General features: G+C 36.1%; 15 protein-coding genes and 1 tRNA gene. 6 read left to right on the top strand and 10 right to left on the bottom strand.

The genetic code is table 11. From position 1 onward, the window contains the following. From IO90_RS14075 to IO90_RS14065, 3 genes are all read left to right on the top strand, one after another. Window positions 1–762, top strand: a complete 762-nt coding sequence (locus IO90_RS14075) for a DUF4145 domain-containing protein (protein ID WP_034967847.1) — start codon at window positions 1–3, stop codon at window positions 760–762. 156 nt (window positions 763–918) lie between these two features. Further along, window positions 919–1524 carry a hypothetical protein gene (locus tag IO90_RS14070; protein ID WP_051878708.1) on the top strand — a complete coding sequence of 202 codons (606 nt, stop codon included), beginning with the start codon at window positions 919–921 and terminating at the stop codon, window positions 1522–1524. 9 nt (window positions 1525–1533) lie between these two features. Next, the gene (locus tag IO90_RS14065; RefSeq protein ID WP_034967844.1) at window positions 1534–2001 is read left to right on the top strand and encodes a hypothetical protein; all 468 of its coding nucleotides are present in this window, start codon (window positions 1534–1536) and stop codon (window positions 1999–2001) included. A 337-nt stretch (window positions 2002–2338) separates the two neighbouring features. Here the strand turns inward: IO90_RS14065 and IO90_RS14060 are convergent. The 4 genes from IO90_RS14060 to IO90_RS14045 form a co-directional block, all read right to left on the bottom strand. Continuing rightward, window positions 2339–2425: transfer RNA gene (locus IO90_RS14060), tRNA-Ser, on the bottom strand. A 119-nt stretch (window positions 2426–2544) separates the two neighbouring features. Further along, window positions 2545–3561: an asparaginase gene (locus IO90_RS14055; protein WP_034967842.1), complete on the bottom strand. Its 1017-nt coding sequence runs from the start codon at window positions 3559–3561 to the stop codon at window positions 2545–2547. 86 nt (window positions 3562–3647) lie between these two features. Next, the gene (locus tag IO90_RS14050; protein WP_034967839.1) at window positions 3648–4604 is read right to left on the bottom strand and encodes a D-2-hydroxyacid dehydrogenase; all 957 of its coding nucleotides are present in this window, start codon (window positions 4602–4604) and stop codon (window positions 3648–3650) included. 103 nt (window positions 4605–4707) lie between these two features. Next, window positions 4708–5109: a phosphoheptose isomerase gene (locus tag IO90_RS14045; protein ID WP_034967836.1), complete on the bottom strand. Its 402-nt coding sequence runs from the start codon at window positions 5107–5109 to the stop codon at window positions 4708–4710. A gap of 219 nt (window positions 5110–5328) precedes the next feature. On the opposite strand from IO90_RS14045, the gene IO90_RS14040 reads away from it, so the two are divergent. The 3 genes from IO90_RS14040 (at window position 5329) to IO90_RS18710 (ending at window position 9401) form a co-directional block, all read left to right on the top strand. After that, on the top strand, window positions 5329–6597 hold the full coding sequence (locus IO90_RS14040; protein WP_034967833.1) for a hypothetical protein: 1269 nt from the start codon (window positions 5329–5331) through the stop codon (window positions 6595–6597). A gap of 345 nt (window positions 6598–6942) precedes the next feature. Then, window positions 6943–8331 carry an APC family permease gene (locus tag IO90_RS14035; protein ID WP_034967830.1) on the top strand — a complete coding sequence of 463 codons (1389 nt, stop codon included), beginning with the start codon at window positions 6943–6945 and terminating at the stop codon, window positions 8329–8331. An 11-nt stretch (window positions 8332–8342) separates the two neighbouring features. Further along, window positions 8343–9401, top strand: a complete 1059-nt coding sequence (locus tag IO90_RS18710) for a GTP pyrophosphokinase family protein (RefSeq protein WP_034967825.1) — start codon at window positions 8343–8345, stop codon at window positions 9399–9401. A 38-nt stretch (window positions 9402–9439) separates the two neighbouring features. Here IO90_RS18710 and pheA read toward each other — a convergent pair whose 3' ends face one another. From pheA to IO90_RS14000, 6 genes are all read right to left on the bottom strand, one after another. After that, window positions 9440–10288 (bottom strand): prephenate dehydratase, encoded by an 849-nt coding sequence (pheA, locus tag IO90_RS14025; protein WP_034967821.1) that lies wholly within the window; start codon window positions 10286–10288, stop codon window positions 9440–9442. Between the two features lie 182 nt (window positions 10289–10470). Continuing rightward, the gene (locus tag IO90_RS14020; RefSeq protein WP_034969249.1) at window positions 10471–11262 is read right to left on the bottom strand and encodes a DUF2490 domain-containing protein; all 792 of its coding nucleotides are present in this window, start codon (window positions 11260–11262) and stop codon (window positions 10471–10473) included. Between the two features lie 56 nt (window positions 11263–11318). Continuing rightward, window positions 11319–11762 carry a hypothetical protein gene (locus tag IO90_RS14015; protein WP_034967818.1) on the bottom strand — a complete coding sequence of 148 codons (444 nt, stop codon included), beginning with the start codon at window positions 11760–11762 and terminating at the stop codon, window positions 11319–11321. Window positions 11763–11794: 32 nt separating this feature from the next. After that, the gene (locus tag IO90_RS14010) at window positions 11795–12865 is read right to left on the bottom strand and encodes an endonuclease/exonuclease/phosphatase family protein (RefSeq protein WP_034967814.1); all 1071 of its coding nucleotides are present in this window, start codon (window positions 12863–12865) and stop codon (window positions 11795–11797) included. A gap of 8 nt (window positions 12866–12873) precedes the next feature. Beyond that, window positions 12874–13371: a GNAT family N-acetyltransferase gene (locus tag IO90_RS14005; protein WP_034967810.1), complete on the bottom strand. Its 498-nt coding sequence runs from the start codon at window positions 13369–13371 to the stop codon at window positions 12874–12876. 239 nt (window positions 13372–13610) lie between these two features. Beyond that, window positions 13611–14765, bottom strand: a complete 1155-nt coding sequence (locus IO90_RS14000; protein WP_034967807.1) for a cystathionine gamma-synthase — start codon at window positions 14763–14765, stop codon at window positions 13611–13613. Window positions 14766–14812: the final 47 nt, after the last annotated feature.

Raw genomic sequence — 14812 nt, 5'->3', positions numbered from 1 at the left:
ATGGATTTAAATATTTGGACAAAAAGGTATTTTGATGAGAATTCGAAAATTGAGTGGCCTTGTCCTTCTTGTAACACCTCTTCACTAAATCTAATTAAAGAAAAACTTCATCACGAAGAAACGGCAAGCTCCAAAAAGTTTCGTTCAGAGAATGAAGATTGGGAAATTGAATGGATACAACTTGTTTTTAATGGACAGTTAACTTGTAAAAATTGTGGCGAAGTCGTATTTTTTACTGGAACTGGAAATCCAGAACATACTGGTTATTATGACCAAGTTTTAGACGAATATAATGACCAATATACAAATTTTTTTACTCCAACTTTTTTTCAGCCACTTATAAAGCTATTTAATATTCCAGATAAATGCAGTGAAGAACTTCTAATGGAAATTGAAAATTCATTTAAACTATTTTGGTGTGATCTCCCATCTTGTGCCAATAAGATAAGAATTTCGCTTGAAATTTTGATGAATGAACAAGGAGTTAAAAAATTTGAAATTAGAGGGGGAAAAAGAGTTCCAATTTCACTACACAAACGTATTGAAAATTACAATCATAGTGAAATTAAAGATTTGCTTTTAGCTATAAAATGGATTGGAAATACAGGAAGTCACATTGGAGATATTGAAACTATTGATATTTTGGAAGCTTATAGACTTTTGGAATTTTCATTAAATAAAATCTACAATGATGAAATTAAAGAGCTAAAAAAAATCACAAAGGAAATTAACAAACGGAAAGGTACTAGAAAAAGAGAATAACAACTGCTAACAAGGGTTGCCAAAAGCGAGACTGAAGTTTTTCGATTAATCGTTTGTGCAAGGTTCGACGGCAGTAATTCTATTGAACTTTGTTCTAAAATCCCTGCCTTTGGCAAGCGCTGAAATGTTATTGATTATTAAAAAAAAACAGACCCTATGCTAAACAGTTCAGAAGAACAATCATATTGGTATTTTAGGCTAAATGGATTTTTCCTCATTGACAACTTTGTAATTCATAAATCGGAAAATATAAAATACTCTGCTGATGCTGACCTTATCGGAGTTAGAACACCATTTGTCTATGAAGAAATCGGTGGACAATCAGAAGATTGGGACCAGACGCTTTTTAAAAACTTTGATACTAAATCATTAATCGGGATTATCTGCCAAGTGAAGGGTGGAGCAATTGGTGACAAAGAACTTTTTCGTGAACCATATTTATCTTACAGTTTGGCCAGATTAGGTTTAACGGCTGACAATTCCAGAATTGCAAAAGAATTAGGCGAGTCTGCAATTGTTAGTTTTCAGAATGAATTCGGACAAAACTGCCAAATCGCAAAACTTTTAATTACGAGAGACGAGCCTAAAAATGACATTAATTATTTATGGCTTACTCTCGACTCCGTTTATGACTTCATTAGAAATAGAATTGAAAAATACCCGAAAGAAAAATATGCTGACAGAAATTTCTTTAGCAGTATAGGTTTACAGACAATAATTGAAATGAACGAACTTGATGCACGAAAGTTCAAAAAATTATAGAATAGGAAGATGATTAAATTAAAACCATACATATTTAGCTTATCTCTTTTGGACAATAAAGTACAGTCAATTTTTGACATTGACAAAAAGTCAATTATTACTAAGTTTTCACATCCTCTTACATCTAATGGTTTTAAAATTTACATTCTCAAAAGTGAAGATATAATCCTTTACATTGGGACAACAAAATCCTCTGTTAAAAACAGACTTCGTTATGGCTTAACAGCGAATGGACAAAACGGTTATCACGGCTACAAATGGAAAACTTATGAAACAGTATTGCTATATGTCTTTAACTTTGAAGACTTTGATAAGGTTAAAATTGAAAGTATAGAAGCAGAATTAGCATTTATTGTAAGAAAGGTAACAGGACGTTGGCCAGAAAGCCAAAATGAAATTCACTTTAACAACAATTTCATCCCGACAGGACAATTAATTGCAGAAAAAATATTCAGCCACCTAAATAAAACGAAATAGAAAAACAATTGGCAAAAGGCATTTGGCTCTATGACGGGCGAAGTTACTTAATTGAACATTGTACCTCGCATCAACTTTTGTGGTGTATTAAAAGTTTTGTGCGCCGAAATCCGCCAATGCCCTAAAGCGCCAAACCGTTAGCTAAAATAAATTGCAAAAAACGATGCAATTATATCTATAATTGTAATATTTTGCTCCAGAGATTATTAAGAAAAAAAAGTACTTGTAAGAATGCATAGTAAAAGATTATTTGTAATAGAAAGAAAAAAAAAATTAGCACCTATATTAGCACCTAAAAAACAAATCCCCTATAACAATACGTTTACAGGGGATTTTGCAGAGAGGAAGGGATTCGAACCCTCGGTACAGTTACCCGCACACTAGCTTTCCAGGCTAGCTCCTTCAACCACTCGGACACCTCTCTATTTGAGGTTGCAAATATAATGAAATATCTGAATTCTCAAAAGATAAAAACACCTTGATGAGGATATTTTATTATTTTTTTTTCTAAAATCTAATTTCTAGAATCTAACAGCTATTCTATCAAAAGTTTTCTGTCATCTCTCCACAAATATTTTCACTGAAAACTTCAGAAAATGATTTGTTATATTTTGGATTTTTCAAAATGTGCATACATTTCGTAATGGCTGATTCCGCCGTCATATCTTTCCCGCTGATCGCACCAATCTTAGTGAAGATATTGCTATTGCTATATTTTCCAAAACTGATCCCGCCAGAAATACATTGGCTGATGACCACAAGCTCAATGTCTCGCTTTCTTAGTTCCTGCAAAACATTCTGCGTTTTCTCATTATTGAAAATAGTTCCCGATCCGAAAACCTGCAGTACGATTGCTTCCGGCGTTTTGAGTTCCAAAAGAGATTCGAAGTTCATTCCCGGGAAAATCCTGTAGAAAAGAACCTTTTCATTCAGATAATTATCGAGTTCAAATTTGCCTTTAGATTTCCAAAGCAAATCTTTTTCGATATTAAGATTAACGCCAGATTGCCCCAAAATCGGATAATTCGGACTTTGATAAGCGTCAAAAAACTCAGCTGAATATTTCAGACTTCTGTTTCCGCGCAAGAGCTTATATTCAAAATAGACCGCCACTTCTTTGATGATCGCTTCATCATTTTCATAAAGGCTGGCGTAATACAAACTTGTCAGAAGATTTTCCTTCGCATCCGTACGCAAATCTCCAATCGGTAGTTGTGAACCCGTGAGAATGACCGGTTTTCCAAGATTCTTCAGCATAAAACTAAGTGCCGACGCCGTGTAAGACATTGTATCTGTCCCGTGAAGAATCAGAAAACCATCAAAATCATCATAATTTTTGAAGATCCAATCAGCAATCATTCGCCATTCTTTCGGACCCATATCAGAAGAATCAACAGGTTTTTCGAATGGATGAACGGAAACCTCACATTCCAAAAGATTCATTTCCGGAATTCTCTTGAAAATCGTGGAGAAATCAAATGGAACCAAACTTCCTGTTTCATAATCTTTTTCCATCCCAATTGTCCCGCCGGTGTAGATGAGAAGTACTTTTCTTTTCATAGCCACAAAAGTAAAATTTTAATCTGAATCAGGGAAATAAAAAATGCCCGTTAAAAAAACGAGCATTTATTTATATTTAAGTTAATTTATTTAACCAAAAGAATGCTGGCAATCTGATTTGCCAACTCGGTTCCAATTCTGTCCTGCGCTTCCTCCGTGGCTGCACCTGTATGAGGCGTCAAAGAAATCTTCGGATGGTTCAAAATAGCGTCAGAAGGCGTTGGCTCGTTTTCGAAAACATCTAGACCTGCAAACGCTAACTTTCCGCTATCAAGCGCTGCAATCAAAGCAGTTTCATCTATTACGCCACCTCTTGCGCAGTTTACGATTGCTGCGCCAGGCTTCATTTTTTCCAACTCAGCAGCACCGATGATCGGGCCATCCTGAGCAGGCACGTGAAGCGTGATGAAATCCGAATGCTGGATCAGTTGCTCCAAAGGTTCAGTCTCGATCTCAACATTGATGTATTGACTGTTGTAGAAATCCACTCTTACACTTGCTTTCCCGATTCTTGTATCGGAAGCAATGACCTTCATTCCCAAACCAAGCGCGATTCTCGCTACTTCTTGTCCAATTCTTCCGATGCCGACGATCCCGATGGTTTTACCTCTAAGTTCGATTCCAGCTTCGTATTTTTTCTTAAGTTTTGCAAATTCGGTATTTCCTTTTACAGGCATTTGTCTGTTCGCATCTTGCAAGAATCTACATCCCGAAAAAAGGTGTGCAAAAACCAATTCTGCCACAGATTCCGACGAAGCTGCCGGCGTGTTGATCACGTGTTTCCCTTTCTCTCTTGCATAGGCAACCTCGATGTTGTCCATCCCGACGCCACCTCTACCGATGATTTCCAGACTTGGACAATTGTCCACCATCTCCTTCGTCACCTTCGTCGCGCTTCTCACGAGAAGAACCGTCACATTGTTTTCGTTGATATAAGTGATCAGATTTTCCTGAGGCACTTTTGCAGTGATTACCTCAAATCCGTTCTGTAATAGCGCATTGATTCCAGATTGTGTCAATCCGTCATTTGCAAGTACTTTCATTTTGTATAATTGATGGTTGATAAATGATGAATGATAAAAAGAAGAGTGATAAACAATCTGAATTCACAATCATTTATCACTCATCAATTATCATTTATTATGATTAGTCACGGAAAACTTGTATGGTCACTTGTTTTTCAACCATATCTGTAAATTTCCCTTTGTATCTTGTTGCTTTTACAAGGTGGTTGTCTATCCAGTGGTAGTTTCCACCTCGTGGTTTTCCTAGTAGTACGCTGTGGTATTTGAAGCCGTGTTTGTTGAGCCACGTTTCTGTCACCTCTCTAAGATCCTCGGTTCTGGAAGTGAAAAAACAAATCTGGTGACCCTCATCGTACCATTTGTTGATCGTTACCAAAGCATCTGGAAAAGGTTCGCAAGTCACCATTCTTTCTGGCTCTTCATTAGGCACATCTTCTGTAATGGTTCCGTCGATATCGATCAGATAATTCTTGATATCGCCTTTCAGCATTGGGCTCAGATGTTCTACGTATTCTAGTTCCATAGTGTGTGTAAAATTGAAGTTGCAAAATTAAGCTTTTCTCTGTAAACTAACAAACTATTATGAAATGCTTAATAAAATCTTAATTTTATAGAATATTTTTAAGAAAAATTTACTTTTACTTTTATCCAAAACATACACTTTGATAAAAATATTAACCAGCCAAGAAATTAAATTGTAAACTATTTATTTATATTTGATAAAAAACTAAACATAAAAAAGATGATTAAAAAATTAATTTTAGTTCCTCTCGCAATTGTTCTGATCTGTATTTCATGCTCACAAAAAATCATCCGCAATCCGAAAAATGGTGAAAAATCTGATTTCGGAATCACTTCACCTTCCAAATCTGCCTTTTTTGTTGAAAACGAAAATATAAAAGCCGAAGAAGAATTAGTTAAAAAGCACACAGAAAAAGCAAATCAAATTTATGGTTTATTCGGCTCAGCAACAGATCTAATGTTGGTTGGAAGAACCAATGCAAAGACTTTTAAATTTACCAAAGGAAAAAAAACCTGGTTTCTAGATGTCAACCAAATGAACAAAAGAACCGCAATGATCCTTTTTGATGGTTCAGAAAAACCTATTGTAGAATATGATGTCGAAAATTATCTACCATTAATAAAAAGACATTTATCCGATAATTTGGAGAGAGCCCAACAAGTTAACAAAACTATCAAAAATCAAGAAAAAATTGCAAGATCCGCGGTAGATTCTATCTGGTCCATCGTTTACAAACCCGACCAGAAATATGCAGAAAAACTTCTGATGAACTTAAAACGCAATCTTTCTCCTGCCGTTTTCGGGCTAAGTGCTATCAATTGCGATGGAATAATTGAGACCCAAGTTTTTACGGACCTTGCCGAAAAAAAATTGAGCTACAGTTCTTCTGTAACCTACAAAAATGGGCAGATCATAAGCAGCGATTATGATAGAAACGGAGAAAAGTCCGGACAGAAATACCATTTCAATGCTCTGGGTTTGGTGGATTCTATCGTGTATCATTTGAATCATAAAAAGGATTATGAAACCCAATTCAAATATCTACCAGATCGCGTTGTCACAAGATTCATAAACAGCCAATCTCGCGATGAATATCTTTTGAACGACAAATTTCAAATTTCAAAAAAAGTAAGTATTGATGAACGAAACAACCCAACATCTGAACAGCATTTCTTTTACGATGATCTTGGAAGGCTGATTCGGGAAGAGTACTTTTCTTCCGGAGAAGCAAGTAGCACAAATTTTTACGAATATAAAAACAAAGTGGAAACCCGCTTTTCAAAAATGAAAGTTGTCCCAGCTAACGAAAGTTATATTTCTGAAAACACCAACACGCTTGTAGACGGAAAAGAAACCTTCATCAACACAATGAACGGAAAAGTACAATCCAAAACCGTCTCCTACATCAATAAAAACTGTGAAGGAAAAGCATTGATTTACGATGGGAACAATGCGATAACAGGCGTCACAATCCAACACAAAAAGTAGTTTATTATCACCTCATTTTCGACAATAGAAACCGAATTTCTGTCATAATAAATTCAAACGATTTTGTCTTACAGCGACGATTTTTTTTAATTTGTGCCTTTCAACATAACTTCTTCTCTTAGATTCTGATCTTTGAGATTGACAACAAAAATAGAAGATGCTAATGGAATTTGTAAATAAAATTTCATTTGTGTATTATTTTTATCAAGAATAATGTTTTCACCCATATTTGTGATAAGAATTCTTTGGAAATATTATCGCAAAAACTATTTCAACAACTTTTAATTCACTCGCCGTCATCAAAATACCAAAGATGTTTTTATATTTGATGAAGAATAAAAAACTATGGAAAAGAAACTCAAACTTTGGGACGCCGTGATGATTGTGATGGGATCGATGATCGGAAGCGGGATTTTTATCGTGAGCGCAGACATCATGCGAAATCTTGGGTCTGGCTATTGGCTGATCGTGGTCTGGCTAATTACGACCGTTATGACCGTTGCGGCGGCGATCAGCTACGGCGAACTCTCGGCGATGTTTCCAAAAGCGGGCGGACAATATACTTACATCACGGAAATTTTTGGAAAACCGATGGGATTTCTCTACGGTTGGGGAATGTTTACGGTAATTCAAACCGGGACAATTGCAGCAGTGGCTGTGGCTTTCGGAAAGTTTACAGCTTATCTTGTTCCTTCTCTGAATGACGCTGCTCCAATTTTCCAAAGTGGCGAATTTCAGATTACCTGGATTCAGATCCTAGCGATTGTTGTGATTCTTTTCCTGACTTTTGTGAATACCAAAGGTGTACAATTCGGGAAAATCTTGCAGAATGTTTTCACTTCTTCAAAAATCATCGCACTTCTCGGATTGATTATTTTAGGTTTTATTTTGATCGACAAATCCAATTGGAGTTCCAATATGAGTTTCGGTTGGGACGCTTTTCAAAACTTAAAAAATACAGAATGGACGGGAATCTCCGGCGCAACAATCCTTGGTGGTATTGCCGCTGCGATGGTCGGTTCGGTTTTCAGTTCTGTGGCTTGGGAGAATGTAACTTTCATTTCCGGCGAGATTAAGAATCCTAAAAAGAACGTGGTGAAAGCAATGATTTTGGGAACTTCGGCCGTGATGATTCTTTATCTTTTAGTAAATTTCGTTTATCTGAATGCGCTTGACAGAGATTCAATTGCCTTTGCAGCGAATGACAGAGTTGCGGTTTCTGCAGCGGAGAAAATGTTCGGAAATGCTGGAACAATCATCATCGCGGTTCTTGTGATGATCTCGACATTTGGTTGCGTGAACGGAATTGTTTTAGCAGGCGCAAGGGTTTTCCAAACGATGGCAAAAGATGGTTTGTTCCTGAAATCCGCCGTTGAAAATAATAAAAATGGCGTTCCCGAAAAATCACTTTGGATGCAGGGAATTTGGGCAAGTTTGCTTTGCCTGAGCGGACAATACGGGAATCTTTTGGATATGGTTTCCTTCGTAATTGTTCTGTTTTATATGCTGACCGTTTTTGGTGTGATCTACCTCAGAATCAAAAAACCAGAAATGGAAAGAGGTTACAAAACCTTCCTTTATCCTTTCACACCCGCACTCTACCTTTTGATTGGAACGGCGTTTTGTATTTTGCTTCTAATCTACAAACCAGATTATACGTTGCCAGGATTGGGATTGATATTGCTTGGGTTGCCTGTTTATTTTTTTATTAATAAAAGAAAAATTGATAATTAAAAACACTATTTATGGAAAAAAATAAAGAGATTGTAATTGAATCATCTGTAAATTGGTTTATTGAAAATAGAATAAATTTTAAGAAACTATGCGGTAAAATAAGTAGTATAATAATAGAAGTTCTTGAAATTGAAAAGATACCATTTCATGCAATAAATTCAAGAGTTAAAGAGGTAGAAAGTTTTAGAAATAAAATTTCAAATGAAAAGTATGATAATCCTATTGAACAAATTACAGATTTTGCTGGAATAAGAATCATAACATATGTAGAAGAAGATGTTCAAAAAATATGTAAGGTTATAGAATCTATATTTGAAATTGATATTGATCGGAGTATTGATAAAAGCAAAAATTTAGGTACAGATAAGGTAGGTTACAAATCAATTCATTTTATTGCAAAACTAAAGGAAGATAGACTATGTCTTGTAGAATATAAAAATTTAAAAGACTTATTTTTTGAAATACAAGTAAGAACAATTTTACAACACGCTTGGGCAGAAATAGAACACGACAAAAATTATAAATTTTCAGGTAAGTTGCCAGATGAAATAGCTAGAAGATTTATGCTTTTAGCTGGTTCATTAGAAATTGCAGATAGAGAATTTAATAATATTTCAAAAGAAATCGACACTCTATCTTTAAAAGTAAAAAAAGGAACAAAGTCTGGTGAATTAGATTTTGAAATCAATACCACTTCATTACAACAATTTATAAATACAAAATTTGAATCTCTAATAAAGAAAGGCAAGATTTTTAATATGAGATCATCTAAAGATATAATTGATGAGATTGAAAAATATGGCATAAAAAACTTAGACGAATTAAACAACATATTAACAAAAGATATTGTCAAGGATATTGATGAATATTACTTACTTGATGATAAAAAAGAAATTAATTTGATTGGTTTAATAAGACTCATTTTAATAATAAATGATTATCACAAATATTTCAAAAATTCATATAATAAAAGATGGAAGATGTGGAATTCCAGAAAAGATAATGAAATCTTTAAAAAACATAATGTGGATTGGGAAATCATAAAAAATAAATATGGTCCAACATTATGAATTAAATCACCTTTTAAAATTTAACCTTTTACTAAAAATTACCCTTCCAACAAAAACTCTTTATAATTCCCCAAAAATTTCACATCAGCGCCAATCGCTTTCAGTTCGTCAACCGAATTGATGTAAAGCACATCGTCCCAACCGCCAACAACGGTCACGAAGAAGAAATAATTTCCCAATCTGGTTTTCAGCGTTCGGGATTCGATTTTGCTAAGGTTCATATTTCGCCACGCAAAAACCGACAAAACCTGATGCAATCCTCCAGCATGATCTTGTGGCAAAGTGATAAGCATCGCGGTTTTCTTCCCAATATTTTCCAGATGATTCTCGTAAGAATTCTCAGTTTTGGAAATGATGATGAAACGCGTGTGATTCTCCTCAACGTCGTGGATGTTTTCATTAAGGATCTTCAACCCGTATAATTCTGCAGCAAATTTATTCGCAACTGCTGCGATTTTACGATCTGGATTTTCAGAGACACGTTTTGCCGCAGCAGCTGTGGAAGCAAAATCCTGTTTCGGAACATCGGGATAATTTTTATTCAGAAAATGAAAACTTTGCGCAAGCGCCTGCGGATGAGAATAGATCTTCTCGATGGATTCTGGATTTTCCTGACTTGGATGAATCATCAAATGATGCGCAATCGGCATTACCGCTTCCGCTTCGATTTTGATTTCGGACGTTTGATAAAGATAATCCAAAGTCATAGAAACCGTTCCTTCTATCGAGTTTTCCAATGGAACCACTGCTTTGTCCACTTCATTATTCTGAACCGCCAGAAAGCAATCCAAAATATTGGCTTTTGGGATCAATTCATCATTTGGGAATAACTGCGTTGCGGTCAACTGCGTAAAAGAAGCTTCGGGTCCGAGGAATGCTATTTTCATTTTGCGAAATTAAAGATTATTCTTTATTTGAACCACAAAAGAAGATTTTTTCATACATAGAAAATCCTTCGACTCCGCTCAGGATGACAACGCAGTATACAAGTCAATAATATTAACGTTGTCAGGTTGAGCGGAGTCGAAACCTTTTTAAATCAAAAAAACTATGTGTCTATGTGGTTAAATTAATCCACAGCTTTCTTAGAAAAATCAAAATTGAAATTTGCACTTACAATAAATCCATTGTTGTACTGGAACACATTCTTCCCTTCTATTTCTCGTCCAAATTGCACAATCTGATTCAGATATCCACCTTCTACCCTAACCAAATTGTTGAATTTGTAACCTAGCAAAACTCCGATTCGATTTTGGTCAAAAACATTCTCGCCGACATTCTTCCCAAATCCAATCATCAATTCGTCGTAAACCGCAACGTAAGGCGTTTTGTCTCCAATCGAATTTCCCTTCAAAGGCATTTGCAAACGGATCATATATCGCACTCGGTTCATAAATGGATATTGGTCTTCGGAAGTCAGGTTGGCATCAGAATATCGCCCAACCCAGCGTTGTTCCAGCATAAAACGGTGCGACAAATCCACCTTTCCGATTTTGTCAGAAATGGTTGCCATCTCATAGATCCTGTGTTCTGTAAAATCTTTTCCCAGACTGTTGAGTGGAATTTCACCATAAGGAAAAGTCTCTGCCCAAGCGTAGCCTACACGTAATTGCAAATTTGGATTCGCCTGATAATTAAGTCCCAAACGCAAGAGACTTTGTTGCCAAGACGTGATGTAATCATTTCTTCGCCACTGATATTCTGTGTGAATGGAAAACTTAGAATCCAGCTTGAAAGTTCCGTTGTACGCGTACCAGCCGATATTGTTGTGATCGCTGATCCGATTTTGTGCGGAAAAAGATGCTGAAATTGAAGTTAGAAAAAGGGCGCAGAGAAATAATTTGGCCTTCGTGAAAATCATATTTTTGAAAATAGGGATTCCAGCAAAAATAGCAATTCGGAAATGTAAAAACAAGTTTAGTCAGCTTTAATGCTCAAAACTGGCGCAGTGAAATTGTTTACTTTTTTATCAGGATTGATGATTCTCGTGGTCTTTAACAGATCTTCTGCAATCAAAATAGTTTCGTTGTGAACTTGGATGTCATTAAGGAAAACTAAGGCATTTTCAGGCAATTGGAATTTCTTTTTAGCTTCAGAAATTGTCAAACTTTCAATGGCTATTTTTTCTTTAAGCTTGACATTGATCAAACCATTTTTAATCAAATCATCGAAATTTGCCGTTTCGGAAGAAGGCGATTTAAAAACCTGAATGCTTTCGATTTTATTGGGATCCAAACTATTTAAAGTCAAAGTTCCCATCACCACATTTTGAACGATGACAATTGGTTTTGGCATACTTGTCTGCGCAGAACCGAAGATAAAACCAAGGGAAAGTATCAGACTAAAAATTATCTTTTTCATTTTTATTAAATTTAATTTTCAAGATACGAAATTTAATTGGCATCGCCTTTTTCGATTCCTTCTTCTATTTTTTCTGCCACTTCCTGCTCTTCGTCGTGCGAAATATCCAATTGATCTTCAGTATCTTCATTTCTAATGACCAACGAAATCCAAATTGGAAAATGGTCAGAATCAACGGTTTTCAAAACTTTCATATCTACCAACCGAAAATGCGGGCTTACAAAAAAATGATCCAAAGGCCAACGCAAAAACCAATATTTGGCGTGAAAGGTATTGAACATTCCGCGTCCGCGTCGTGGATCGAGCATTCCGCTGGATTTGAGAAATAATTTGGTAGTTTGCGACCAAGCAACGTCATTCAAATCCCCAAAAACGATGGCTGGTTTTCCGTATTCTTCAGCTTTTTCGCCAACCATCAGAATCTCGGCATCACGCTCCGTACTTTCGGGATTTTCCTGAGGAACAGGTGGCGTTGGATGGATTCCGAACAATCGCACAACGTTGTTATTATATTCCACATCCGCAACAATGGACGGAATATCGTCATCAATCAAATAATTGACCTCGTAATTCTTAACCGGAAAATGACTGTAAAACAACAAGCCATAAGTGTTGGCAAGCGGAACTTCGATCTTGTATTGATAGTCTTTTGTGACCGTTTCCAAAGCTTTTTTCCATTCTTCATCAGTTTCCAAAAAGAATAAGATGGCTGGATCTTTTTCTTTGATAAGCTCAACCAATTTTTGATAATTCCGGTTGTGCTGATAAACGTTGCAAACCAAAATATCCAACAATTCCTCGCCAGGATTTGGTTCGGTTTTATCTATCATTGTCTTTCCAAATTTGGTGTAAGGAATGATGATATAAAACAAATAAAGTGCAACTACGACTTCCGTAATCAGAAGAATTTTATCGTAAATCGTCGGATTTTCAACTGCGAAATTCCATAGAAAAGCAAGAATAATGAGAATGACGAATTTCTGAAAACGAGGATAATCGAAAATCCTGAAAATCCAGAATGTGTTTTTGATAACAGGAACAAACACCGATAGAATCGCCAAAATGGAAAGAATCCAATACAAACAATACGTGTAACTTTCCATAAATAATTCTAATGCTTAATGGTCTTACCTAAGATAATCAGACTTCTTTTTTCGCCGTCCAATTCAGCGATATTTTTGAGATTGGCCCACAGTTTAAACCCGAATTTTTCGAATAAGGTCAAACTTGGAAGGTTGTGGGCAAAGATGAATGCGAGAAGATTTTCGATTCCCAAACTTGAACATCTGTCGATTGACAATTCCAAAATCTGTCTTCCAAAACCTTTGTCGCGATATTTTTCATCAATATAAATACTGATCTCGGCCGTTTTCTGATAAGCTGGACGTCCATAGAAATCCTGAAAACTCACCCAACCTATCGTGTTTTCCTGAGAATCCTGAACCATCCAAAGCGGACGCGTTTCGGAATTGTGTTCATTAAACCAATCGAGTTTACTTTCCACAGAAACCGGTTCCAGATCAGCGGTAACCAATCGCGACGCCACCGTAGAATTGTAAATCTCTACGATTTTTGGAAGGTCTTCTAAAGTGGCGTCTCGAAAAGTCATATTTTTAATTATAATTGATGAATGATAATTGATGAATGATAATTGATAAATGATTTATAAATACTTAGAGCCTGTTTAAAATTCTATCAAAATTAATTCCCCAACCCTAATGGGAGTAATTTTGCTTGAATTTTCAATTGATTTTTGCTCCCTTTTAGGGTTGGGGTAAACAAAAATTAATTAAAAATGAATAACTCAATTATTTTTAAAACATAATCTTAATTAAAAATCATCTATCATTAATCATTTATTGAGTTGAACGCTTGTTCCAAATCAGCAATCAAATCTTCTGCATCTTCGATTCCGACGCTTAGTCTTACCAAGTCATCCGTGATTCCAAGAACTGCTCTTTTGTCTTCTGGGATCGAAGCGTGCGTCATCAAAGCTGGAAGGTTTGCCAACGATTCTACGCCACCCAAAGATTCTGCCAAAGTGAAAACTTTGATATTTTCCAAGAATTTAACCGCATCTTCTTTCTTTCCAGATTTGAACGTGAAAGAAACCATTCCTCCAAATTCCGTCATTTGTCTGGTCGCCAAATCGTATTGCGGATGAGAAGACAATCCTGGGTAATAGATCTTATCAACCAAAGAATGCGTTTCCAAATATTTTGCCACTTCGAAACCGTTGTCCGAATGTCTTTGCATTCTAAGCGCCAAAGTTTTGATCCCTCTCAAGACCAAATAAGAATCGTGAGGTCCCAAAATCCCACCGCTTGCAAACTGGATGAAATGTAATTTATCGCCCAATTCTGCATCTTTCGCGATCAAAGCTCCAGCGATGACATCAGAATGCCCGCCAAGATATTTCGTTGCAGAATGCATCACGATATCCGCTCCCAGATCCAAAGGCTTTTGAATATAAGGCGTTGCGAATGTGTTATCTACAGCTACCAAAATATCTTTTCCTTTTACTGAATCAGCCACCATTTTGATATCCACCAATTTCATCAAAGGATTGGTTGGTGTTTCTAGCCAAATTAGTTTTGTTTTGTCTGTAATGACATTTTCAAGTTGCTCAACATTATCGAATCCAATGAACGTAAATTTCAGTTGGTACTTTTCGAATAATCTGGTGAACATTCTGTAGGAACCGCCATAAAGATCATCGACTGCGATCACTTCATCACCTGGATTTAGCAATTTCAAAACACAATCGATTGCGGCCAAACCTGAGCCGAAAGCCAATCCTCTAGCACCATTTTCGATGCTTGCCAAGGAATCTTCCAAAGCTTGTCTAGTTGGGTTTGCACCTCTTGAATATTCGTAGCCAGAGATCAATTGTCCTGGACTTTTTTGCGCGAATGTTGATGTTAAAAATACGGGAACATTGACTGCGCCAGTCGCTGGCTCGTGCTGTTGTCCGCCGTGAATAACTTTTGTATTGAATTTCATAATAATTTGCTTTTTGCAAATGGCAATTGGCTATTAGCTTTTTGCGA

This window comes from Chryseobacterium sp. FH1, from assembly GCF_000735135.1.
Classification (GTDB): Bacteria; Bacteroidota; Bacteroidia; order Flavobacteriales; family Weeksellaceae; genus Epilithonimonas.
The sequence above is the reverse complement of the archived record's forward strand: the minus strand, read 5'-3'. Positions and strand labels throughout refer to the sequence as shown.

What these genes read in the sequence shown, in the direction of transcription:
- IO90_RS14075 (WP_034967847.1), top strand. Translation starts at nt 1, where the DNA reads ATGGATTTAAATATTTGGACAAAAAGGTATTTTGATGAGAATTCGAAA.
- IO90_RS14070 (WP_051878708.1), top strand. Translation starts at nt 919, where the DNA reads ATGCTAAACAGTTCAGAAGAACAATCATATTGGTATTTTAGGCTAAAT.
- IO90_RS14065 (WP_034967844.1), top strand. Translation starts at nt 1,534, where the DNA reads ATGATTAAATTAAAACCATACATATTTAGCTTATCTCTTTTGGACAAT.
- IO90_RS14055 (WP_034967842.1), bottom strand. Translation starts at nt 3,561, where the DNA reads ATGAAAAGAAAAGTACTTCTCATCTACACCGGCGGGACAATTGGGATG.
- IO90_RS14050 (WP_034967839.1), bottom strand. Translation starts at nt 4,604, where the DNA reads ATGAAAGTACTTGCAAATGACGGATTGACACAATCTGGAATCAATGCG.
- IO90_RS14045 (WP_034967836.1), bottom strand. Translation starts at nt 5,109, where the DNA reads ATGGAACTAGAATACGTAGAACATCTGAGCCCAATGCTGAAAGGCGAT.
- IO90_RS14040 (WP_034967833.1), top strand. Translation starts at nt 5,329, where the DNA reads ATGATTAAAAAATTAATTTTAGTTCCTCTCGCAATTGTTCTGATCTGT.
- IO90_RS14035 (WP_034967830.1), top strand. Translation starts at nt 6,943, where the DNA reads ATGGAAAAGAAACTCAAACTTTGGGACGCCGTGATGATTGTGATGGGA.
- IO90_RS18710 (WP_034967825.1), top strand. Translation starts at nt 8,343, where the DNA reads ATGGAAAAAAATAAAGAGATTGTAATTGAATCATCTGTAAATTGGTTT.
- pheA (WP_034967821.1), bottom strand. Translation starts at nt 10,288, where the DNA reads ATGAAAATAGCATTCCTCGGACCCGAAGCTTCTTTTACGCAGTTGACC.
- IO90_RS14020 (WP_034969249.1), bottom strand. Translation starts at nt 11,262, where the DNA reads ATGATTTTCACGAAGGCCAAATTATTTCTCTGCGCCCTTTTTCTAACT.
- IO90_RS14015 (WP_034967818.1), bottom strand. Translation starts at nt 11,762, where the DNA reads ATGAAAAAGATAATTTTTAGTCTGATACTTTCCCTTGGTTTTATCTTC.
- IO90_RS14010 (WP_034967814.1), bottom strand. Translation starts at nt 12,865, where the DNA reads ATGGAAAGTTACACGTATTGTTTGTATTGGATTCTTTCCATTTTGGCG.
- IO90_RS14005 (WP_034967810.1), bottom strand. Translation starts at nt 13,371, where the DNA reads ATGACTTTTCGAGACGCCACTTTAGAAGACCTTCCAAAAATCGTAGAG.
- IO90_RS14000 (WP_034967807.1), bottom strand. Translation starts at nt 14,765, where the DNA reads ATGAAATTCAATACAAAAGTTATTCACGGCGGACAACAGCACGAGCCA.